Source organism: Caulobacter segnis ATCC 21756, from assembly GCF_000092285.1.
Classification (GTDB): domain Bacteria; phylum Pseudomonadota; class Alphaproteobacteria; order Caulobacterales; family Caulobacteraceae; genus Caulobacter; species Caulobacter segnis.
In genome coordinates, this window is record NC_014100.1 from 3,501,755 (window position 1) to 3,523,575 (window position 21,821).

Consider the following 21,821-nt stretch of genomic DNA (forward strand, 5'->3'; position numbering starts at 1 on the left):
TCAGACCGTCTCCGTCCGCGGATCGCCCAGCGCCGCGCGCAGCGGCTCAAGCCATGGCGCGTAGCGCTTCCACTGCTCCAGCCCCTCCCGCCCGATAGGCTGGCGAACCTGTTCGGAGCTGGGCGTGCGGATGCCGCGGCGCGTCTCGTGGAAGCGCAGGCACTGCGGCTCGAAGTCCAGCCCGCCATGGGCCAGCATCCGCCGCGTAGCGCCTTCAAGATCGTCGACCACGTCCTCGTAATGAACGCGGAGCACACGTCCGGGCAGCACGCTGTCCCAGTGCCGCATCAAATCCAGATAGATCCGGTAGTAGCCGGCGATGTCGTCCAGGCCATAAGTGAACTCCTGGTTGGTCGTCCCGAACAGCTGCTTGAAGTTGCTGAAGCAACAGGCCATCGGCTCGCGCCGTACGTCGATGATCGTCGCCTTCGGCAGGATCAGATGGATCAGCCCGATGTGCCAGAAGTTGTTGGGCATCTTGTCGAGGAAGAACGGCCGCCCGAGCCGACGATAGGCCCGCGTCTCGTCCAGGAACCGCTCTCCTAGCGCACGCGCCTGCGCGGCGGTCAGGTCCAGCAGCGCGGCGGGATCGGCCGGCAGGCCGCAATCGGGATCGCGGCCGCACAACTCGCCCGCATACCGGCCGATCTCGGTCAGCTCGTGCGTCCCCTCGATCTGGGAATGGGACGCCAGGATCTGCTCGATCAGCGTCGAGCCCGAACGCGGCAGGCCCAGGACGAAGATCGGCGCCGGATCGTCAGCGCCCCAGCCGACGCGACGGGCGAAGAGCTCCGCGGTCAGGACCTCCTTTAGGCGCTCGGCGCAGCGTTCGGCGACGTCGGGCCGATAGCGACTGGACGCGCGGCGAAGGGCGTTGCCCCCTGCGTAGAAGCCCCATGACTCCGCATAGTCGCCGTGGTCCTCCAGCGCCTTGCCGAGGGCGAAGCGAAGATAGACCCGATCCATGTCGGCGAGCGCCGGCGCGGCCTCGGCGGCGCGCATGCGAACGATGTCGTCGTCAGTGAAGCGATAGGTCTTGAGGTTGGCGAGACTGAACCAGGCGACGCCGTAGTCCGGCCGTGCGGACAAGGCGGCGCGATAGTCGGCGACCGCCGCGGCGCCACGTCCCATCGCCTTCAGCGCATTGGCCCGCCACAGACGGAGGTCGGCGATCTCGTCCGCCGACTCGCAGGGCGCCGCCAGCAGTCGCGCATAGAGGTCGATCACCGGCTCGAAGTCGCCAAGTCCAAGGCAGGCCACGCCGTAGAGCTTCAGGAACGCGCGGCTATCGGGCGCGTCGATCAGCAGCCGCTCGGCCTCGCGCCGGGCTAGACGGTGCTTCTGCCCCTGCAGCAGGACCATGGCGTAGTCGAAACGCGCCTCGTGATAGTCCGGCGCCTGATCGAGGATCGCCGCCAGCACGGCCTCGGCGTCCTCCAGCGCCCCGCGCTCGAGACGGATGCGCGCCAGCAGGCGCAGGGCGCCGACGCTCTCGCCCGCAGCACGCAGATGATCCTTCAGAACCTCTTCGGCGGGCTCAAGATCGCCGTCGGCCAGCAGGCTTTGCGCCACGACGATGGCTTGCGGGAGCTGCTTCAGCCCGGCGAGCCGCTGGGCCGCCGTGTCCGCGTCGGCAAGCTCGCCCCGCAGGCGGTGGAGTTGCTCCAGCATGTCCCAGCAGGCCGGAAGCGCCGGGTTTAGCGCCACGGCCTCGCGCAAGGCGGCGATCGCCGCCGAGCCGTCCCCCAAAGCGATCAGGCATTGCGCCCGCTCCTGATGGAGACGACCGAAGCGCGGGTGCTCGGCCCGGAGGCGATCCAGCAGCAACAGAGCTTCAGCGACCTGCCGCTGCTCTCGAAGCATCCGCGCCTCGCGCAGCAGAGCCTCGCGCTGGTCCAGGTCCTGGGACGGGATCACGGCGCGGCGCTCGCGCGCAGGAAAGGCGCCAGCCAGTCGGGATCCGGCTGGTCGGCGTCGTAGTACTCGAAGATCAGGTGGATGCGGTCGGCGTCACCGTCATTGCGAACCCAGTGGGGCCCGAGATTGTCGACCTCGACCGCCTCGCCTTCCGGGAAGTGATGCTCGGCGCCGCCGAACAAAGACACGACGCCAGGATTGGTCGTCAGCGGCACGTGGATCTTGTGCGGCCACTTGGCGGCGGGATTGGCGTCGATGTGCGGATGGATCACTCCGCCCGGCGGCATTCGCGCCAGCATCACCCGAGGAAAGACGCCTCGCGCATAGCCGTAGTCGCGAACAGCGTGCGCCAGTACCGGCTCCAGCAGACCTCGCCAAGCCGTCCAGGCCGGGCGATCGTGCGAACCACGCCAGTCGCGCGGACTGTCGACAAAGCGGAAGACGATGTGCCGGGTCGCGTCCAGCACTTCGAACTTGTTGGGCTTGGCGGCGTTCTCGGCGGCCCAGACGTCCTCGGGGATCGCCGCAACGGCCGCGCGAAGCGCCGTGATGTCGACAGGACCCAAGGGGCGCACTGTCCGGGTCTTGCGCGGATTGGCCGTCAGCTCGAGCCGCGCCGCGCTCATCGCACGCCCTCGAAGTCGTAGCCGAACAGCTCGAGATCCTGGGCGTAGCGCGCGGCGACGCCGTCGATCAGCGCTTGATCGTAATAGGCGCGGTAGTCTTCGTGATGGGTGCCGTTGACGCGATCCAGAGGGCGCGGGGCGATACCGATCCGATCGCAGAGGGCGTCGTAGGAGCCCTGCATGTCCTCGACCCGTCCGACCTGATCGGCCAGCAAGGTCTCGCCGTCATCGTCGACGAGCAGCCAAGCCTGCGGCTGGAACAGGATGTGTCCCTCGGGCGGATCCACGCACAGGAAGTGGCGCATCGCCTCTCGCGGCTGACGCTGAAAGACGTCGCCGCCACGCAGCATGAAAGCGCAGTACGAGACGAACCGGTCGAATGGATTGCGCACGAAGGCGAACTTGAAATAGGCCGCGAAGGCCTCCTCGCCGAGGTAGGGCCGCACCTGGCGCAGCGACAGGTGACCATGCTGGATCGCCGCGAGCTCGGACCAGGGAAAGCGCTTGTTGACGAACAGGCCGACCTGCTCGACGTCCTCGTCCCCCATCTGCTCGCGCAAGGCCTGTCGCACGGCGTGGGTGCCGGTCTTGGGCACGGCGGCGAAGATGAAGCGGTGTCGATGGGAAACGATCATGTCTTCCGCACGCACGGAAAAGCGCCCCGCTCAGAGAGCGAGGCGCCGTCCGTGGTCCTGGTTAGAACTTATAGCGGAGGCCAACCATGTAGGTGGAGCCGCTCTGGGTCTGGTTATAGAGGTACTCGTTCTGACCCCAGAACTGCGTGTCCTTCTGGTTCGTCAGATTGATCGCGTTCAGCGTGACCTGGAGGGCCTCGGAGACGTTGAAGAACGCCGAGGCGTCCACATAGGTGGATCCCTGGAACCCGCGGGTGCTGGCGCTCATCAGGCTGTCGCTGTGACCGGTGAACCACTTGTTGCGATGGCTCATGGAGCCGCGCAGGCCCCAACGCTCGGTCTCGTAGTAGAGCGTGGCGTTGTAGCTGGTGTTCGAGATCCCGGTGAGCGCCTCGTCGGCGTCCACGTAGGTGTAGTTCACCACCGCGCCGAGCTTGTCGAACGGCGCCGGCAAGAACGAGAATTGGCCCTGCGCGGCCAGCTCCACGCCGGTCAGCTGCTTGGTGCCCGCGACATTGATCGGCATCTCGAACTCTTTGACGATCGAGTTCGCCGTCGCGCCCGGGATCGTGGTGTAGGGCACGCCCGTCTGGCTGAACGGCACGTTTTCGAGCGTCTGCGTGCCGATGAAGTTCTTGATGCTCTTGTGGAACACGCTCGCCGAAAGCAGCCCGTCCTGGCCGAAGTAGTACTCGGCCGCCAGATCCAGGGTGGTGTCCTTGAAGGGCTTCAGGTTGGGATTGCCGCGCGAGGCGGTGATGTCGCCGGTTTCGGACTGGAACGCGCTGCCCTTGGCCGCCATCGAGCCCAGGCCCGGACGGTTCAGGTTCTGGGTCGCCGAGAAGCGCACCTGAACCTCAGGCGTCAGCTCCACAACCGTGTTCAGGGCCGGCAGAACGCCCGAATAGCTGCCCTTCACGTCCGTCGTGCCCAGATACGCGTAGTTGTCGCCCTGGATCCAGCCGGTGCCGTGGGTGTCGGTCTGATAGCCGCGCAGGCCGATATTACCTCGGAAGCGCTTGCCCATCAGCTCGCTGTCCCAGTCCGCCTGAACGTACTCGGAGACGGTCTCTTCCGAGGTCTCGTAGACGTTCTCGATGTCCTGCAGCGCGCCGCCCGTGCCGTCCTTGTTGGGACCGAAGCGGTGGTATTCGTTGTACTTGGCGAAGGTCTTTTCGTAGTCGCCGACCAGCCACGAGCCGAACTCGTTGGTGAACACGCTGGTGACGTCGGCGACCGACTTGCCGCGCATCTTGGACCGGGTTCCATTGACGTTGTCGTCGTAGAACAGGTCGCGGCCGCCTTGCGTGAACTTGTGGTAGGCGACGCCGGCGCGCAGGGTCCACACGTCGTTCAGCGCGTACCTGGCGTTCAGCACGCCTTCCTTCAGTTCCGACTGGTTGTTGAAGCCGCGATAGTAGAAGGAATCCAGCGCGTAGTTGGCCGGGTCGGTGGCGTTGAAGTTCGGATAGGAGAACGTCGCCGATTGGCCGTCAGCGCCGTAGTTGGCGATCATGTTGCCCTTGGCGCGCATATAGAGCTTGTCGTCGTAGGGCGTCTTGTAGGTCGACTTTTCGTAACCGACGTGACCGTCGATCGTGAGACGGTCTGACAGGTCCCACTTGCCGGTCAGCGCGACCTGGTTGAAGCGGTTTTCATTCAACGAGCGACGATGCTCGCTGCCGAAGGTCGTGCCCGTGACATCGGTCAAGGTGACGTAGTTGCTGCTGTCCCACGCCAGGTTGTTGAGCACGGAACCCTTCTGGAACTGCGACGGCCAGACCCCGCCCGCCGGCGTGTCGAACGCGAAGGACTTCGTCCCGGAGCCCAGCGGCCGCGTGGCCAGGTGATACTCGTTGCGGTGGGTCGTGAACTCGCCGTGCAGGACGTCGAGCGTCAGCAGGAGATTGTCCACCGGCTTCCATTGCACGGCGCCCGTCAGGCCCAGGCGCTCGGCCTTGGAGTTCCAGGACGAGATGCGGTTGCCGTCCGCGATGTAGAGGTCGCCGGACAGGAACTTGGCCTGCTGCGCGGCGGTCAAGTGGGAGATGTCCAGGCCGCTGGCGACTAGCTTCTGCATGTCCGAGGCGGACAGCTTGTCGTAGTTGTAGGTGTTGTGGCCCTGCTCGGTCGTCTCACGCTTGCTGTAGGCGACCGAGACCGCCACGCCGAACTTGTTGTCCCAGTTCTGGCTGAACAGAGCCGCGATGCGCGGCTGGGTGTCCTTGGTGTACTCGTTGGTGCCCAACTTGACCGAGACAGCGCCCTTGCCGCCCGTCGCATAATCAAAGGGCTTGCCCGTGAACAGGCCCACCGTGCCGGCCATGCCGCCTTCGTTCTGCGCGGCTTCGAAAGTCTTTTCGACCTCGACCCTCGAGAACAGTTCCGAAGCGAAGATGTTGAAGTCGAAAGCACGGTCGCGCGAACGCTGGCCGCGGCTGTCCTGCGCCGAGTCGACGTTGCCCAGCACTTCCATGCCGTTGAGCTGAACACGGGCGAAGTCCGGCCCCAGACCCCGCAGCGAGATGCGGCGACCTTCGCCGGCCTCGCGGTTGATCTGGACACCCGGCAGGCGCTGCAGCGACTCGGCCAGGTTCAGTTCCGGGAACTTCGCCATGTCTTCGGCGACGATCGCGTCTTTCTGAATCACGGAGTCGCGCTTGATGGCGCGGGCGTCGGCGAGCGACTTGCGAAAGCCCGTGACGATGACCGCATCGACGGTCTCGCTGGCCGTCGAACCGTCCGAAGCCTGCCGCGCGAACGCAGCCGTGGCGCTGGCGTCAGCCACGAGCATCGCGACGGTGCACAGCAAAAAGCGCTTCAGATCCGAGCGCCAGGCTCGAATGGGATGTGACTTAGACATGGAATTCCCCTGCCCCAACTCTGGTATGGACCAGTGGCTTTAAGCAGGCTGCCACGACACCCGCGTGACAGTGTCCCCGGCTCTTGAGAAATTCCGCGCCAACCGCGCCGGGGGCGTTTTGTATGATATACAGCGGGTGAAGCGCCGAACGGATAGCCGGGAGACACGAGGCGGCGGGAAAGCTCAAAATTTTGGACTATACCAAATCGTGGTGTGAGAGTGGATTTTCCCGAAGCCGCCCAGGATCGCAGAGAGGCTTCCGCCACGCGCCGCAGGAGTCTGTGACATTTGTTGGAACCACCGGCGCACAGCAGCGTTTGTGACCCCACGCGCCTTAGCGCGCACGGGGGCGTGGTGTTCATCTTGACGGTAAAATCTGACGCCAAGGTCAGCCGGCGCGACGCGCGCCCGTTGCCAGAACGGTTAGAATCGTCGCGCCAACTTCGAAACGTTTCATCGCCCAGCGCTCCGGCCTCGAGATAGTCATGTCGACCAAAAGCTCATCGCGTTCGTCTATGCCGTGGTCCCGCATGGAGGTCTGGGCGGCGTTCGGCCTGGCCCTGGTGCTGCTGTTCTTTCTGGCGAGCGGCATGGTCGCCTATCGCAATGTCACGGTTCTGCGCGCCAACAGCCAGCAGATCTGGCACTCGCACGATGTCCTGATGGCGATCGACGACCTGCTCTCGACCGTGCAGGACACCGAAACCGGCCAGCGCGGCTATCTGCTCACGGGCAACGACCGCTACCTCGAGCCCTATCAGGAGGCGGCCTCCGCCGTCGTCTCGCGGACCGACGCGGTCAGGAACCTGACGCGGGACAATCCCACGCAGCAGGCCAACCTCGCGGTCCTCGAGCGGCGGATCGCCTCGAAACTCATCGAGCTCGAAGAGACCATCGCGCTGCGCCGGACCCAGGGCGCCCAGGCGGCTCTCGCCGTGGTCAACACCGACCGCGGAAAGTCCGAGATGGACGCCATCCGCCAACAGATCGGCGTCATGCGGCAGGAGGAAAACCGCCTACGCGATATCCGCCTGAGCCAGATGGGCGCCGCCTATGACACCGCGTTGCTGAGCGGCGTGCTGGCGAGCGTGCTCGGCGCGATCTTGACGCTGGTGGTGTTCTATCTGATCCGACGCGCCGCAAGGGCCCAGGCCCGTGGGGAATGGCTGCAGGCCGGGCAGGTTGGCCTGTCCTCGGCGATGATGGGCGACCTCTCGGTCGAGATGTTGGCCGACAACATCCTGGACTTCCTGTCGAAGTACGTTGGGTTCCAGGCCGGCGTGTTGTTCAAGGGCCACGGCGGTCATTTCTACCGAGCTGCGAGCCTGGGGATACCTGCCGACGCCCAGACCCCCGAACGCTTCAACCTGAAGGAAGGCCTGCTGGGCAAGGTCGCGGCCGAGGGCAAGGCGACGATCATCCGCGACGTGCCTGACGGCTACATCTCGGTGGGCTCGGCCTTGGGTCACGACAAGCCCAAGCACCTGGTGATCGTGCCGGTCAAAGCTGACGGCGTCGTCAACGCCGTGATCGAGCTCGGCTTCCTGCACCCTGTGGACGATCGCGTCCTGACGCTGCTGGAGCAGGCGTCCAGCACCATCGGGGTCGGGCTGCGCTCGGCCCGCTATCGCGCCCAACTGCAGGACTCGCTGGAGGAAACCCAGCGCCAGTCGGAGGAACTGCAGGTCCAAAGCGAGGAGCTGCGCGTCTCGAACGAGGAACTGGAAGAACAAGGCCGAGCGCTCAAGGAAACCCAGACGCGGCTCGAACAGCAGCAGGCGGAACTGGAGCAGACTAACAGTCAGCTGGAAGAGCAGGCCCAGATGCTGGAGACCCAGCGCGACGACCTGGAACGCACCAGCGCGGCCGTGGCGCTCAAGGCCCGCGAGCTGGAGCAAGCCAGTCAGTACAAGTCCGACTTCCTGGCCAACATGTCCCACGAGCTGCGCACGCCGCTCAATTCGTTGCTGATCCTCTCCAAGCTGCTGAGCGACAATCCGAACGGCAACCTGACCGCCGAACAGGTGAAGTTCGCCCAGACGATCGAATCGTCCGGCAACGACCTTCTGAGCCTGATCAACGACATCCTCGACCTATCGAAGATCGAGGCCGGCCATATCGAGGTGCGGCCCGAAAGCGTCTCGCTGCAGCGTCTGACGGGCGACCTGCGGCAGCTGTTCAATCCCGTGGCCGACAGCCGGAAGTTGGACTTCGCGATCGAGGTGGCCGCGGACTGCCCCTTGGTCGTCGAGACCGACCGGCAGCGTCTGGAGCAAGTGCTCAAGAACCTCCTCTCCAACGCCTTCAAGTTCACCGAGAAGGGCGGCGTGCGGCTGGAGATCAAGGCGGCGAGCAATGACCGCATCGCCTTCGCGGTCAAGGACACCGGGATCGGCGTGTCCCGCGATCAGCAGGAGGCGATCTTCGAGGCGTTCCGCCAGGCCGACGGCACCATCAGCCGCAAGTATGGCGGCACGGGCCTTGGCCTTTCGATAAGCCGCCAGCTGTCGCGCTTGCTGGGCGGATCGATCACGCTGGAAAGCCAGCCTGGCGAAGGCAGCGTCTTCACCGTCACCATCCCCGTCGCCTACGATCCGGCGCGCGTGGCGCCGCGCGAGCCGCCGCGCCTGGCCGAAACGCCCGTCGCCGCCCCCGCCCCTCGCCCCCATGCGAAGCGTACCACCCCGCCGAAGACCGTCGAGGACGACCGCGAGCAAGCCGCGGGCGCACGGCGCGTGCTGCTCGTCGTCGAGGACGACGACACCTTCGCCAGCATCGTCCGCGACATGTCGCGCGAGCAGGGCTTCCAGTGCCTGGTGGCCAACACGGCAGAGGAAGCCGTCAAGCTCGCGCGTGAGTTCAAGCCCAGCGCTGTCGTCCTGGACGTCGGCTTGCCCGATGAATCGGGTCTTCTGGTGCTCGACCGCCTCAAGCGCGACGACGCCACCCGGCACATCCCGATCCATGTCATCTCGGCCGAGGACCACAGCCAGACGGCGCTGTCGCTGGGCGCGATCGGCTATCTGGTCAAACCGGTCAAGCGCGACGATCTCACCGAAGTCCTCAAGACCCTCGAGGCCAAACTCGCCAGCACGGTCCGGCGCGTGCTGATTGTCGAGGACGACCCGGTCCAGCGCGAGGCGGTGGGCAAGTTGCTGACCTCGGGCGATGTGGAGACCGTCGGCGTGGGCACGGCCGCCGAGTGCCTGGAGGCGCTCAAGCGCGAGACCTTCGACTGCATGGTGCTGGACCTCTCGCTGCCGGACGCCTCGGGCTATTCGTTGCTGGAGACCCTCAGCCAGAATGGCGATCATGCGTTCCCGCCGGTGATCGTCTATACCGGTCGCGACCTGTCAGCCGACGACGAGCAGCGCCTGCGCCGCTATTCCAGCTCGATCATCATCAAGGGCGCCAAGTCGCCGGAGCGCCTGCTGGACGAGGTTTCGCTGTTCCTGCACCAGGTCGTCTCGGCGCTGCCGCCCGAGCAGCAGAAGATGATCCAGAAGGCTCGCAACCGCGATGCGGTGCTGGAAGGTCGCCGGATCCTCGTGGTCGAGGACGACATCCGCAACGTCTACTCGCTGACCAACGTCCTGGAGCCCCGCGGCGCGGTCGTCGAGATCGCCCGCAATGGCCAGGAGGCCATCGACGCGCTGGGTCGGGCGGCGCAGGACCCGAGCGAAGAGATCGACCTCGTTCTCATGGACGTGATGATGCCGGTCATGGACGGCCTGACGGCGACCCGGGCGATCCGCAATGACCCTCGCTGGTCCAAACTGCCGATCCTGATGCTGACGGCGAAAGCCATGCCCGACGATCAGGCGCGTTGCATCGAGGCCGGCGCCAACGACTACATGGCCAAGCCGATCGACGTCGACAAACTGCTGTCGCTGGTCCGCGTCTGGATGCCGAGGTAGGCGTGTCCGAGATCGAAGACCTTGAAATCCAGCTGCTGCTGGAGGCGCTCTATCAGCGCTACCACTACGACTTCCGTCACTATGCGCGAGCGTCGATCAAGCGCCGTTTGACGCAGGCGCGGAGCCAGTTGGGGTTCCCGTCCATCTCGGCGATGCAGGACCGCGTGTTGCACGACCCGGCCATGCTCCCGCGCCTGCTCGGGTTCCTCACCGTCCAGGTGAGCGAGATGTTCCGCGATCCCTCCTATTTCCGCGCCCTGCGCGAGAAGGTCGTGCCGCACCTGCGCACCTATCCGTCGCTGAAGGTGTGGATCGCGGGCTGCAGCACCGGGGAGGAAGTCTATTCGCTGGCGATCCTGTTTCGCGAGGAAGGCCTCTACGATCGGACGATCTTCTACGCCACCGACATCAATCCCGAGGCGCTCGCGGCGGCCGAGGCGGGGGTCTACGCCCTCGACCGCATCCGCAAGTTCACCGAGAACCACCAGAAATCGGGCGGCAGGTCCTCCTTGTCCGACTACTACACCGCCGCCTACGGGCGCGCGGTGTTCGACAAGTCTTTGCGCAATCGCGTCGTCTTCTCCGACCACAGCCTGGTGACGGACGCGGTCTTCGCCGAGATGCATCTGATCTCGTGCCGCAACGTGATGATCTATTTCGATCGCCCGCTGCAGGACCGGGCGATCGGCCTTTTCCGGGAGTCCCTGACGCGCAAGGGGTTCCTGGGCCTGGGCTCCAAGGAGAGCCTGCGGTTCTCGGCGCACGCCGCCGCCTTTTCGGAGTTCGCCGCCGAAGAAAAGATCTACCAGAGGCGCGAGCCGTGAGCGGGGCGCGCCTCATCGTGATCGGCGCCTCGGCTGGCGCCGTGCAGGCGCTCCTGGCTTTGCTGCCTAGCCTGCCCGCCAGTTTTCCGCTGCCCATGCTGGTCGTCGTGCATGTGCCGTCGGACCGCGACAACGTCCTGGTGCCACTGCTGCAGGCCAAGTGCCGCCTGCTGGTGAAAGAGGCGGAAGACAAGGAGCCGATCCTTGGCGGCGTGATCTATTTCGCGCCTTCGGACTATCACCTTCTGGTCGAGGCGGAAGGAACGCTGGCCCTGTCAACGGATGAACAGGTCAACTACTCTCGCCCGTCGATCGATGTCCTCTTCGAGAGCGCGGCCGACGCCTATGGCGCTGGTGTCGTGGGTGTGGTGATGACCGGAGCCAACCACGATGGAGCCGCGGGCCTCAAGGCTGTGCTGGACGCCGGCGGCGTGGCCATCATTCAGGATCGGACGGAAGCCTACGCCACGGCGATGCCCGACGCCGCCCTCGAGGCCTGCCCGACGGCTTTCACCATGACCCTTGATTCCATCGCCTCGTACCTGTCGAGTTTGGGGGCCGCATGACTACAGCGGACAAGCCGATCAACTTCCTCCTGGTCGACGACCTGGAAGAAAACCTCCTGGCCCTTGAGGCCCTTCTGCAACGCGATGGCCTGACGTGTCTCAAGGCGCGCTCGGGCGAGGAGGCGCTGGAGCTCCTTCTCGAGCACGAGGTGGCCCTGGCGCTGCTCGACGTGCAGATGCCCGGCATGGACGGCTTCGAGCTGGCCGAGTTCATGCGCGGCAGCGAGCGTGCGCGGCACATCCCGATCATCTTCGTCACCGCGGGCGCGGCCAGCAATCAGCGCCGTTTCCGCGGCTACGAGGCGGGCGCGGTCGACTTCATCCAGAAGCCGATCGAGGCCCACATCCTGCGCAGCAAGGCCAATGTCTTCTTCGACCTCTACGAACAGCGTCGACAGATCGAGGCCCAGCGCGATGAACTGGAGACCGCGGCCCAGGCCCTGAGGCGGGCCGACCGCCACAAGGACAACTTCCTGGCCGTCCTGGCCCACGAGCTGCGCAACCCTGTCGCGGCGCTGGGCGGCGGCCTTCACCTGCTCAAGAAGGACATCCCTCCCGAACGCGCCCACGACATCCGCACGCGCATGGAACGGATGCTCGACCACCTGACCCATCTCGTCGACGACCTGCTGGACGTCTCTCGCGTCAGCCAGGGCAAGATCGTCCTCAAGAAGGCCCGGATCGAGCTGGGCGAGGTCCTGCAGTCGGCCATCGACGCGAGCCAGCACAACCTCGAAGCGGCCGGCCACAGCTTCGTCACCGAGCTGCCCGAGCAACCGATATGGCTCGACGGCGACCATACCCGGCTAGCCCAGATCGTCTCGAACCTGCTGAACAACGCCGCCAAGTACACGCCCAGCGGCGGTACGGTCTCCCTCAAGGCGGAGGCTTCCGGGGGCTGGGCGACCATCACGGTTTCGGACACCGGCGTTGGCGTTCCGGCGGACATGCAGTCGAGGATTTTCGAGATCTTCGCTCAGGTCGAAGACCACCTGGGCAAGGCGCAGGGCGGCCTCGGGATCGGCCTCGCCCTGGTCAAACAGCTTGTCTCCCTGCACGGCGGCGTCATCACGGTGACAAGCGCCGGCGAAAACCGCGGCAGCGCCTTTACGGTTCGGCTCCCGGTGATGGCGTGAATATTCTCCGCCCCGCGCGTTGAAACGGTTCGATGATTATCTAAATGTCTAACCGATCGCCGCATTGGCGAACGGAGACAGATGATGAGCAAGCTTGCGGGCAAGACCGCCGTGGTGACGGGCGGGTCGAAGGGGATTGGCGCGGGGATCGCTAAGGCGCTGGCGGCCGAAGGCGCGGCGGTGGTGGTGAACTACGCCTCCGACCGGGCCGGCGCGGAGACCGTCGTGGCGGACATCACCGCCGCCGGCGGCAAGGCGATTTCGGTTCAGGGCTCGGTCGCCAAGGTCGAAGACGTCGCGCGACTGTTCGACGAGGCCCAGACGGCTTTCGGCGGCGTCGATATCCTGGTGAACAACGCCGGCGTCTACGCTTTCACCCCGTTGGAGGCCGTGACCGAGGCCGAGTTCCGCCGCCAGTTCGACATCAACGTGTTGGGAGTCCTGCTGGCCTCTCAGGAAGCGGCGAAACGCTTTGGCCCCGACGGCGGCAGCATCATCAACATCAGCTCGTCGGCGGTGACGCTGGAGCTGCCGACCTTCTCGATCTACACGGCCACCAAGGCCTCGGTGGACGCGATCACCCGCGTGCTGGCCAAGGAGCTGGGACCGCGCAAGATCCGCGTCAACGCCATCGCGCCAGGCGCCGTCGAGACCGAAGGCACCCACGCGGCCGGCATCATGGGCACGGATTTCGAGGCCCAGATCGTGGCGGGCACGTCCCTGGGCCGCATGGGTCAACCCTCGGACATCGCGCCGGTCGCGACCTTCCTGGCCTCGCCCGACAGCTTTTGGATCACCGGCGAGGTGATCGCGGTCGCCGGCGGCAACCGCTAGGGCGTTTTCCGACGACGTGGATGCCGGTTCGTCGTCAGAAAATGCATTAAAACAAAAGACTAGATCATCCGATAGTGCCGCGCCAGACGCTGCAGGGCGAGCTTCAGCACCGTCTTGCCCGTCCGGCGCGGCAGCTTCAGCGCGGCCTCGGCGGCTTCCAGGGCCGAGCCCATCAGACAGACCCGCTCCAGGATCTCGCGAAGGCCCGGCCCGACCTCCGCTAGAGCGCGGGCGATCCGCTGGCGGGCGGCGTGGTCCCGCTCGACCGGCGCCAGGCCGGGCTGTCCCCCGTCCACGCGGGAGGCATCCCAGCGCATGGTCAGGCGCCCCTGGGTCCCCAGACGTTCGAACTCTTCGCGCAACCGTTCGCCGGCGGCGGCCTCGATCGGCGTCAGCCAAGGCTGTCCGGCGCGATCGCGCCGTCGCGCCAGCCAGGCGATCGGGGACTCGCCGAGATTGCGCCGCACGGGCTTGGAGTCCTCGGGCAGCAGCACGGTGGTCTCGATCACCCCAGGTCGCCCGGGCGGGGGCAGCAGCGGCGCGGGTCTGGCGATCATGGTCCAGCCGCCTTGCGGACGGACCTTCAGCGTCGCCTCGCGCGCGAGGGCCTGGAAGGCGGCTTCATCGAGGGTCAGCATCGCACGACGCCGGCGGTTGGCGCCCAGGCGCACCCCATAGCCCTCGCCCTGGGCCTCGACCACCGCGCCCGGGCGGGACAGCAGGCGCATAGCGCGCTCCGCCTGACGACGGGCCTCGAGCTCCCGATCGAACGTCATGCTCATAGCGGCAGGGCCTCCGCATGGGCGGGCGCCTGACGAAGACACGCCTCCAGCTCCGCCAGGCGGCGGTCGAAGTCCGCGTTCTCGCGCAGGTCCTCGATCTTGCGGCAGGCGTGTCCGCAGGTCGTACGGTCGCGGCCGAACGCGTAGGCCACCCGATGCAGCGGCCAGTGGAAGGTGATGTGGGTCAGATAGATGGCCAGATGCCGCGCACGGACGGCGGCGTTGGTGGTCCGGCGGGCCGTATTGATCTCGGCCGCCGGAATCCCTGTCGCCAGGGAGACAAGATGGGTGACGAAACCGACCATCAGGCGGTCGCGTCGGGGATCGGGCGTAATGAGCCAGATATCCTCAAGGGCTTGAACCAGCATGGCGCTCTCCTCCAGACCGCGAGTCCGGCGGGCGACGCCACTATAGGTTTATTTTCCTGGGCAGAGGAAGATATTCCTACATTCCCATTCGACCTGGGCCTAAGGCATTGATCTTATTAGGCTGCGACAGCGCCTACGCTCGTCGCGAAACGAGCATTGGTGCGCGTCATGTCATGCACCGCAGCGGGTTTTGAAGGGACATTGAGCACGCGAATCTGCGGCACGCGATCGAAGATCTCGCCCATCCGGTCAATCCAAGCCTCGTCGAGCAAGGACGCTCGCCCCCGCAACGCTCGGCAGGCCTCAAGGCTGGCCTCCCGCGTCGCCGCCAGATTGGCGCCCAGGATGTCTGGAGGACAATGTTCGCGGATCCCCTGAACGACCTCCGGCGGCGGCTCGGGCGCCGCGCTCAGCCAGCGCTCGGACTTCCGGAACTGGTCGGAGGCCAGCAAGCGCATCATGTATCCCGTCTTGGACTGAAGCAGAGCGCGATAGGTCGGATCGACGATGACCACCGGGAACAGAGGCGCCAAGGCGGGCAAGGCCGTGTTGGCGTAGCATCGGACGCCCCAATAGCGCTCGGCGATCCGCGCGAAGTGGTCGAGATCGCGCACCAGCTCCAGTCCGGACTCCGCCATGGGCAGGATTTCGACTTTCGGCTTGTTCGGGTCCACGCTGTCGTTGGCGACGTCGACGTAAAGCGAGCCCAGCTGGATCGCGTTCTGGAAATAGCGGTCACGCAGCACGCCCCAGACCATGGTCCCGGCGCCGCCATGCTTGAGGAAGGCGCTGACGGCTCTCGCCGCCGCAGTGCGCGCCCTGGCGTTGCGGGCGCGAAGATGGGTCACGACATCCTGAGTGATCTCGAGGCAGTACCCGTACGGATAGGGCTTTTCACGACGCGCGAAGGCGCCAGGCTTCAGCACCCTGTCGGTTTCGGCCCTCATGGCCAGGAACAGCGGCTCCAGTTCCGAGAGGACCGGCAACAGAAACCGGCGTGTCAGCGCGGCCTGGAAACGACTGGCTTCAAGAGGGTCAGGAGGCTGGATCACCAAGAGAACGAGCGCCGCTGGCAACATGGCGCCCAAAGCGCCGGGCGCGATAGGATAGCCCCCGCTCGCCAGATCGTCAGCCTACCCTAAGCGGCGCCGTCCCCGATTAGGGCCGCGTCGCCGATCAGCGCTTGCCGTTCCGCTCGGCGATCCAGGCGTCGACCCGCCGCTCCAGCACCGCCAGCGGCAGCGAACCGTTCAGCAGCACGACATCGTGGAACGCGCGCTCGTCGAAACGCGGGCCCAACGCCTGCTCGGCGCGACGGCGCAGCTCCAAGATCTTCAGCTCGCCGACCTTGTACGCCAGCGCCTGACCCGGCCAGGAGACGTAGCGCTTCAGCTCGACCTCGATGTTCACCGGCGACAGCGCGGTGTTGTCGGTGAAGCAGGCCCGGGCCTGGTCCAGGGTCCAATGCTTCCAGTGGATGCCCGTATCCGCGACCAAGCGGCAGGCCCGCCACATCTCGTAGGACAGGCGGCCGAACAGTTCGTAGGGATCGCGGTAGATGCCCATCTCCTCGCCCAGCCACTCCGAATAAAGACCCCAGCCTTCCCCGAAGGCGGTGAAGTAGAGGCTCTTGCGGAAGTCCGGAGCGCCGGTCTGCTCGGCGGCCAGCGAGGTCTGGATGTGGTGACCGGGCGCGCCCTCGTGGAGCACCAGGGCAGGCAGCTCGTACAGCGGCCTCTGGTCGAGCTCGGAGGTGTTGATCATCAGCCCGCCAGCCCGACCGACCTTGGCGTCGCCGCCGAAATAGCGGCCCGTGGTGTAGCCCTTCTCGATGGCGGCGGGCACCGGCCGCACGCCATAGGTCAGGCGGGGAAGGACGCCGAAGTGGGCCGGCAACTGGTCGTCGGCGCGCTTGGCGATCTCGCTGGCCTTCTCCAGCAGTTGCTGGCGGCTGGTCGCGTAGAAGCGCGGGTCCTTGCGCAACATGGCGATGAACGCCGGAAGATCGCCCTGGAATCCGGCCGCCTTCATCGTCTCCTGCATCCGCGCCCGAATCCGTGCGACCTCGGCCTGGCCGATGTCATGGATCTGATCCGGCGTCATGGTGGTGGTGGTGTGCCGCCGGGCCAGGAAGGCGTAGTAGCGCTTGCCGTCCGTCAGGTCCGAAGCCGCCAGGCTCTTGGCCGCGCGGGGCGCATACTCTTCGGTCATGAACTTGACGAAGCTGGCGCGGGCCGGGGCGACCTTGGCGGTCACGGCCGCCTCCCCTTCAGCCACCAACGCCGCGCGCGTCGCTTCGGGAATGCTCGTCGGCAGAGCCCGCAACGGCGCCAGCAGCGGGTCTTCGGCCAGCGGCGCGCCGGCGATGCGCTGAGCGCGCTCCAGCACCGTCTGCGCGGTCGGGACGGCCTGCACGAAGCCGGTTTTCACGCCGCGGCGGGCGTTTTCGATATTCACCGCGTACCAGTCGGGCATGCGGTTCAGCAGCGCGATCCAACGGCGCGCCTCGCCCTCGTCTTTCAGGCGCAGCCCGCTGGCGCGATAGAGCATCATCACGTCGAAGCCGCCGTCACTGCTGAACGGCATGCGGGACTCGTCGAAGCCGGCGGCCTCGATCCGATCATTGAGGGTCCACAGAAGGAGCTCGCGGGTCAGGGCCTCCTGTTCGGACAGCCCCGACGCTCCCATCCCCGTCAATTCTTCGCGGATCGCCTTCAGCTTGGTCAGGCGCGCGGCGTCCGCGGCGGGCGTGACGTCGGGCAAGCGCCAGCGCGCTTGGGCCGGGCCGCCGGAATCGGGATCCTCGTCGCCGCCGCCGAGCGACTCGAACCGGGTGACCAGGCCTGTCAGGGTTTCGGAGGGGCCGGCCCACGCCGCCGAAGCGGCCAAGGCGGTGAAGCAGACGCCGACGAAGGCGGCGCGCCAGGGTGCGATGCGAGTCATGCGCCCGAGCTTAAGCGAACGGCGCTCGCGTCGCGACACGCGAATGACCGCCGGCGGGCGGGTCTACGTGTCCAATATCCGGAAGAACCGAGAATGGAGCGGGCGAAGAGATTCGAACTCTCGACATCCACCTTGGCAAGGTGGCGCTCTACCACTGAGCTACGCCCGCGCTATTCGCGAGATATGGTCTCCTCCAGCCCGTCCCGAAAGGGAGGGAATGGAGCGGGCGAAGAGATTCGAACTCTCGACATCCACCTTGGCAAGGTGGCGCTCTACCACTGAGCTACGCCCGCATCGGAGGGGCTTGGTGAAGCGCCCCGCGACGAGGAGGCGGCTTATGGCAGAGCGCTTCGCGGTTTGCAAGCGCCCTTTGAGGGGTTGCGAAGCGGCTTTTTTCGACGGCTTGTTCTGATCGGGTTTTCGCCGGGTTTTCGCCCGGTGTTCACGGGGCGGAGTCGTGGCGTTGCGTCTATTCGTGTTCGGTCTGGGCTATGTGGGAGAGGCTTTCGCCAACGCCTTACGGGCGCGCGGTTGGGAGATCGCGGCCACGGCGCGCACGCCCCAGCAGGCGCAGGCGCTGCAGGCCAAGGGCGTCTCCGTCGTCGATCCCGGCGACCGCGACGCCATGGCGCGGGTCCTGACCGGGGTCAACGCGATCCTCGTCACCGCGCCTCCAGGTCCCGACGGCTGCCCGGCGCTGGAATCGATCGTCCCCGCCCTCGCCCAGGCTCAGGCCTTTCCCGACTGGATCGGCTACCTGTCCACGACCGGCGTCTATGGCGACTTCGACGGCCGTTGGGTGTTCGAGACCTCGCCGCTGAAGGCGCAATCGGTCGAAGGCGCGCGCCGAGTCGGCGCCGAGCGCGACTGGCAGGAAGTCGGACGCGGCATGGGCCTGACCGTGACGGTCTTCCGCCTGCCCGGCATCTACGGGCCGGGCCGCAGCGCGCTGGACCGCCTGCGCGCCGGCGAGGGCCGCCGGATCGTCAAGCCGGGCCAGGTGTTCAGCCGGATCCACGTCGACGACATCGTCTCGGGCCTGCTGGCCTCGCTGGACAAGCCGCGCGCGGGCGGCGTCTACAACCTGGTCGACGACGAGCCCGCCCCGCCTCAGGACGTGATGGAGCAAGCCGCCCGCTTGCTGGGCGCTCCGGTCCCACCGGACCTGCCCTTCAACGAGCTCGGCCTCTCGCCCGCAACCCGCCGCTTCTACGCCGAGAACAAGCGCGTCTCGAACGCCAGGGTGAAGGCGGAGTTGGGCTGGAGGCCGGCCTATCCGACCTATCGGGAAGGACTGCAGGCGATCCTGAACGCGGGCGGCTGAAGACCTATTCGTCGTCGATCGCCAGCGGGCGCGGCGTGATGCCCACGGCCTCGAGGCCCGCCGCGTTACGCAGGCGGGCAGCGCGCGCCAGCCGGCGAGCGACGAGATCCCCCTCCTCCGGCTCGGCCAGTCCCTTGGCCTCGGCGACGGCGGCGACGAGGCGCTCCAAATCCTGCGGGCGCGAAAGTCGGTGGTCGCCGTCCTTGATCAGCGTGAAGACGACGTCGTGGCTGTTGAGGGCGTTGGCCAGTTCCAGCGCGTGCGTCCAGGGCACATCCGGGTCCGCGCCGCCCTGCAGAACGCGCACGGGGATGTCGATCGGCACGGGCCCCGGCAGGATCGACCACCGCGCCCCGTCCTCCAGCAGGTCGCGGGTGATCGGATAGCCGCCGTCGTCGTACTCTGACGGGCGGATCCAGAACCCGTCGCGGGCGATCGTCGCCTTGGCCTCGTCGGAGAGTTCGGGCGCCATCAGCTTTTCGGTGAAGTCAGGCGCGGGCGCGATGAGCACCATCGCCCTCACCCGGTCCGGCCGCGCGATGGCCGCCAGGCAAGCCAACCAGCCGCCCATGGACGATCCGACCAGCACCAGCGGCCCCTCGGTCAGCTCGTCGATGACCGCGAGCGCGTCCTCACGCCAGCGGCTGATCGTGCCGTCCTTGAACGCGCCGTCGGACTCGCCGTGGCCGAAATAGTCGAAGCGGACATAGGATCCGCCGCTCGCCATGGCCTGCTCGGCCAGCACCTCGGCCTTGGTCCCGGTCATGTCGGAATGGAAGCCGCCCAGCCACACGACCGTCGCGCCTTCCCCCGAAATACGCCGGAAAGCGAGTCGGGAGCCATCATCACGCGTCAGGGCGCCTGGGGATTCGGTCATGGCGTCGCCTCGATCCTTTCGCTACTTACAGCCCCGCGTTGTCCTCGCGAGAGTCGTGTGTCCGACCTACCTCCCGATTTCACCCTGCTGCAAGTGACGCCGGAGCTGGAAACCGGTGGCGCGGAGCAGACGACGATTGATGTCGCCCATGCCGTGGTGGCGCAAGGCGGCAAGGCCCTGGTCGCGACCAAGGGCGGGCGCATGGCCTCGCGCCTGACCGCCGACGGCGGCCGCCTGGCCCAGATGCCGGCTCAATCCAAGAACCCGCTCGTCATGCTGGGCAACGCCGCGCGGCTGATCGACCTGATCCGACGCGAGAAGGTCAGCCTGGTCCACGCCCGCTCGCGCGCGCCGGCGTTCAGCGCCCTGTGGGCCGCTCACGCCACCAAGACCCCGTTCGTGGCCACCTATCACGGCGTCTACAACGCCCGCTCCAACCTCAAGCGCTGGTACAACGCGGTGATGACCAAGGGCGACCTGGTCATCGCCAACTCGGAATACACCCGCCAGCACGTGATCCAGGAGCACGGCATCCCCCCGGAAAAGGTCGTCGCGATCCCCCGAGGCGTCGACCTCTCGCGTTTCGAGCCCGGGATGGTGGGCTGCGAGCGTGTGAACGGGCTGATGGAGGCCTGGGGCGTCGCGTCCGACGAGCGCCGCCTGAAGGTGCTGCTGGCCGGCAGGCTGACGCGCTGGAAAGGCCAAGGCCTGCTGGTCCAAGCCATGGCCCTGCTGAAAGCGCGCGGCGAGGACCGGATCCTGCTCTTGCTGGCGGGCGACGACCAGGGCCGCAAGGGCTATCGCGCCGAACTGACCACCGCCATCGCCGCCGCCGGCCTCGAGGATCGGGTCAAGCTCGTCGGTCACTGCGACGACATGCCGGCGGCCTATCTGTTGGCCGACCTGGCCATCGCGCCCTCGCTTGAGCCGGAGGCCTTCGGCCGAACGGCCGTCGAGCCGCAGGTCATGGGCCGCCCGGTCATGGCCGCCGACCATGGCGCGACGCGCGAGACGGTGGTCCCCGGCGAAACCGGCTGGCTGGTGACGCCCGGCGACGCCGAGGCCTGGGCGAGCGCCCTTCTACACGCCGCCGAGGCGGGAGCCGCGCGGCGTCAAGCCATGGGCCAGGCCGCCCGGGCGCGCGCACGACGGTTGTATTCGGTGGACGCGATGTGCGAAGCCACCCTCGATGTCTACGCTCGCGTTTTGCGAGCTCGCGGCATGGAGCACGCGTCGTGAGCAAGGAGATCAAGAAGGTCCTGGTCATCAAGCTGGGCGCGCTGGGCGACTTCGTCCTGGCCCTGGCGGCGATGAAGAAGATTCGCGCGGCGCATCCCAAGGCCAAGATCACCCTGTTGACCACGCCGCCCTTCGAGGCGCTGGCCAAGCTCAGCCCCTATTTCAACGCCGTGGAGACCGACGGACGCCCAGGCGACCTCGGCGAGACCCTGGCCATGATCGGCCGGATCCGGAAGGCGGGCTACGACCGGGTCTACGACCTGCAGACCAACAGCCGCACCAACTGGTACTTCCAGTTGCTGCGCCCCTTCCCGCCGCAGTGGAACGGCGTCGCCTTCGGCTGCGCCCTGCCGCAGAAGGGCAAGGCGCGCCTGCACATGCACACGCTGGAGCGTCAGGCCGACCAACTGAAGGCCGCTGGCATATGGCCGGACGCGCCCACGGAGCCTGGCAGCGCGCCCGCGCCGGACCTGTCGTGGATTCTCAAGAAGCAGAAGCAGGCGCCGCCGACCGCGGCCAAGCCCAAGCCCTATGTGCTCCTGGTGCCCGGCGGTTCGGCCCATCGACCCGAGAAGCGTTGGCCGGTCGAGTTCTATGCCCAACTGGCGTCGCTGCTGAAGGCGCGAGGGTTCGACATCGTGGTCATCGGTGGCCCTCAGGAAAGCGCCATGGCGCGCCAGATCCAGAAAGTGACGGCCGGCGCTCGCGACCTGACCGGCCGCACCGATTTCGCCCAGCTCGCCCTGCTGGGCGCCAAGGCCGCCCTGGCCGTGGGCAACGACACCGGTCCGACCCATCTCCTGGCCGCCGCCGGCGCGCCGACGATCGCCCTGTTCTCGGACGCGTCGGACCCGGACCTCTGCGCGCCGCGCGGCCACGTGACCGTCATCCGCTCGCCAGACCTGCAGGCGCTCCCGGTCAGCACCGTCGCCAGCGCGGCCGTGGCCCTGACGACGCGCTGAGGCGCGGC

17 protein-coding genes and 2 tRNA genes are annotated in these 21,821 nt (G+C 66.9%); 8 read left to right on the plus strand and 11 right to left on the minus strand.

The features are described 5' to 3' along the window. The 4 genes from CSEG_RS16095 to CSEG_RS16110 all read right to left on the minus strand — a co-directional run bounded on the left by CSEG_RS16095 (position 1) and on the right by CSEG_RS16110 (position 6,041). Positions 1-1,917, minus strand: a complete 1,917-nt coding sequence (locus CSEG_RS16095; RefSeq protein ID WP_013080293.1) for a tetratricopeptide repeat-containing sulfotransferase family protein — start codon at positions 1,915-1,917, stop codon at positions 1-3. Further along, the gene (locus CSEG_RS16100; RefSeq protein WP_013080294.1) at positions 1,914-2,543 is read right to left on the minus strand and encodes an aspartyl/asparaginyl beta-hydroxylase domain-containing protein; all 630 of its coding nucleotides are present in this window, start codon (positions 2,541-2,543) and stop codon (positions 1,914-1,916) included. Before CSEG_RS16100 ends, CSEG_RS16095 begins: the two co-directional genes overlap by 4 nt. Then, positions 2,540-3,178 (minus strand): sulfotransferase family 2 domain-containing protein, encoded by a 639-nt coding sequence (locus tag CSEG_RS16105; protein ID WP_013080295.1) that lies wholly within the window; start codon positions 3,176-3,178, stop codon positions 2,540-2,542. Before CSEG_RS16105 ends, CSEG_RS16100 begins: the two co-directional genes overlap by 4 nt. A 61-nt stretch (positions 3,179-3,239) precedes the next feature. Continuing rightward, positions 3,240-6,041: a TonB-dependent receptor gene (locus CSEG_RS16110; RefSeq protein WP_013080296.1), complete on the minus strand. Its 2,802-nt coding sequence runs from the start codon at positions 6,039-6,041 to the stop codon at positions 3,240-3,242. A 530-nt stretch (positions 6,042-6,571) separates the two neighbouring features. Here CSEG_RS16110 and CSEG_RS16115 point away from each other — a divergent pair. The 5 genes from CSEG_RS16115 to CSEG_RS16135 all read left to right on the plus strand — a co-directional run bounded on the left by CSEG_RS16115 (position 6,572) and on the right by CSEG_RS16135 (position 13,318). Then, on the plus strand, positions 6,572-9,958 hold the full coding sequence (locus tag CSEG_RS16115) for a response regulator (RefSeq protein ID WP_013080297.1): 3,387 nt from the start codon (positions 6,572-6,574) through the stop codon (positions 9,956-9,958). 2 nt (positions 9,959-9,960) lie between these two features. Beyond that, complete coding sequence (locus tag CSEG_RS16120; RefSeq protein WP_013080298.1) at positions 9,961-10,782, plus strand: CheR family methyltransferase; 822 nt, start codon at positions 9,961-9,963, stop codon at positions 10,780-10,782. Next, positions 10,779-11,348: a chemotaxis protein CheB gene (locus CSEG_RS16125; protein ID WP_013080299.1), complete on the plus strand. Its 570-nt coding sequence runs from the start codon at positions 10,779-10,781 to the stop codon at positions 11,346-11,348. The genes CSEG_RS16120 and CSEG_RS16125 overlap by 4 nt, the downstream gene beginning before the upstream one ends. Next, entirely contained in the window at positions 11,345-12,484 is a 1,140-nt protein-coding gene (locus CSEG_RS16130) for a hybrid sensor histidine kinase/response regulator (protein ID WP_013080300.1), read from the plus strand. The genes CSEG_RS16125 and CSEG_RS16130 overlap by 4 nt, the downstream gene beginning before the upstream one ends. Before the next feature lie 84 nt (positions 12,485-12,568). Next, positions 12,569-13,318 (plus strand): glucose 1-dehydrogenase, encoded by a 750-nt coding sequence (locus tag CSEG_RS16135; protein ID WP_013080301.1) that lies wholly within the window; start codon positions 12,569-12,571, stop codon positions 13,316-13,318. Positions 13,319-13,377: 59 nt separating this feature from the next. On the opposite strand, the gene CSEG_RS16140 is transcribed toward CSEG_RS16135, so the two are convergent. The 6 genes from CSEG_RS16140 to CSEG_RS16165 all read right to left on the minus strand — a co-directional run bounded on the left by CSEG_RS16140 (position 13,378) and on the right by CSEG_RS16165 (position 17,704). Further along, on the minus strand, positions 13,378-14,100 hold the full coding sequence (locus CSEG_RS16140; RefSeq protein WP_013080302.1) for a DUF6456 domain-containing protein: 723 nt from the start codon (positions 14,098-14,100) through the stop codon (positions 13,378-13,380). Further along, positions 14,097-14,468, minus strand: coding sequence for a helix-turn-helix domain-containing protein (locus CSEG_RS16145; RefSeq protein WP_013080303.1), 372 nt, complete (start codon positions 14,466-14,468; stop codon positions 14,097-14,099). Before CSEG_RS16145 ends, CSEG_RS16140 begins: the two co-directional genes overlap by 4 nt. 116 nt (positions 14,469-14,584) lie before the next feature. After that, positions 14,585-15,454 carry a hypothetical protein gene (locus CSEG_RS16150; protein WP_157039001.1) on the minus strand — a complete coding sequence of 290 codons (870 nt, stop codon included), beginning with the start codon at positions 15,452-15,454 and terminating at the stop codon, positions 14,585-14,587. A gap of 190 nt (positions 15,455-15,644) precedes the next feature. After that, complete coding sequence (locus CSEG_RS16155; RefSeq protein WP_013080305.1) at positions 15,645-17,411, minus strand: DUF885 domain-containing protein; 1,767 nt, start codon at positions 17,409-17,411, stop codon at positions 15,645-15,647. 94 nt (positions 17,412-17,505) lie between these two features. Further along, positions 17,506-17,580, minus strand: a tRNA-Gly gene (locus tag CSEG_RS16160). A 49-nt stretch (positions 17,581-17,629) separates the two neighbouring features. After that, a tRNA-Gly gene (locus CSEG_RS16165) sits at positions 17,630-17,704 on the minus strand. A gap of 170 nt (positions 17,705-17,874) precedes the next feature. Here CSEG_RS16165 and CSEG_RS16170 point away from each other — a divergent pair. Next, positions 17,875-18,735, plus strand: a complete 861-nt coding sequence (locus CSEG_RS16170; RefSeq protein WP_013080306.1) for an SDR family oxidoreductase — start codon at positions 17,875-17,877, stop codon at positions 18,733-18,735. 4 nt (positions 18,736-18,739) lie between these two features. Here the strand turns inward: CSEG_RS16170 and CSEG_RS16175 are convergent, their stop codons facing one another. Next, the gene (locus CSEG_RS16175; protein ID WP_013080307.1) at positions 18,740-19,612 is read right to left on the minus strand and encodes an alpha/beta hydrolase; all 873 of its coding nucleotides are present in this window, start codon (positions 19,610-19,612) and stop codon (positions 18,740-18,742) included. Between the two features lie 57 nt (positions 19,613-19,669). Between CSEG_RS16175 and CSEG_RS16180 the strand changes: the two genes are divergently transcribed. Then, complete coding sequence (locus tag CSEG_RS16180) at positions 19,670-20,851, plus strand: glycosyltransferase family 4 protein (protein ID WP_013080308.1); 1,182 nt, start codon at positions 19,670-19,672, stop codon at positions 20,849-20,851. Continuing rightward, a complete protein-coding gene (locus tag CSEG_RS16185) occupies positions 20,848-21,813 on the plus strand; it encodes a glycosyltransferase family 9 protein (protein ID WP_013080309.1) in 966 nt (321 codons plus the stop codon). The genes CSEG_RS16180 and CSEG_RS16185 overlap by 4 nt, the downstream gene beginning before the upstream one ends. Positions 21,814-21,821 lie beyond the last annotated feature (8 nt).

Excerpts from the sequence above, each read along its gene's own strand:
- CSEG_RS16100 (WP_013080294.1), bottom strand. The coding sequence starts at position 2,543 with ATGAGCGCGGCGCGGCTCGAGCTGACGGCCAATCCGCGCAAGACCCGG.
- CSEG_RS16105 (WP_013080295.1), bottom strand. The coding sequence starts at position 3,178 with ATGATCGTTTCCCATCGACACCGCTTCATCTTCGCCGCCGTGCCCAAG.
- CSEG_RS16110 (WP_013080296.1), bottom strand. The coding sequence starts at position 6,041 with ATGTCTAAGTCACATCCCATTCGAGCCTGGCGCTCGGATCTGAAGCGC.
- CSEG_RS16115 (WP_013080297.1), top strand. The coding sequence starts at position 6,572 with ATGGAGGTCTGGGCGGCGTTCGGCCTGGCCCTGGTGCTGCTGTTCTTT.
- CSEG_RS16130 (WP_013080300.1), top strand. The coding sequence starts at position 11,345 with ATGACTACAGCGGACAAGCCGATCAACTTCCTCCTGGTCGACGACCTG.
- CSEG_RS16135 (WP_013080301.1), top strand. The coding sequence starts at position 12,569 with ATGAGCAAGCTTGCGGGCAAGACCGCCGTGGTGACGGGCGGGTCGAAG.
- CSEG_RS16140 (WP_013080302.1), bottom strand. The coding sequence starts at position 14,100 with ATGAGCATGACGTTCGATCGGGAGCTCGAGGCCCGTCGTCAGGCGGAG.
- CSEG_RS16145 (WP_013080303.1), bottom strand. The coding sequence starts at position 14,468 with ATGCTGGTTCAAGCCCTTGAGGATATCTGGCTCATTACGCCCGATCCC.
- CSEG_RS16155 (WP_013080305.1), bottom strand. The coding sequence starts at position 17,411 with ATGACTCGCATCGCACCCTGGCGCGCCGCCTTCGTCGGCGTCTGCTTC.
- CSEG_RS16175 (WP_013080307.1), bottom strand. The coding sequence starts at position 19,612 with ATGACCGAATCCCCAGGCGCCCTGACGCGTGATGATGGCTCCCGACTC.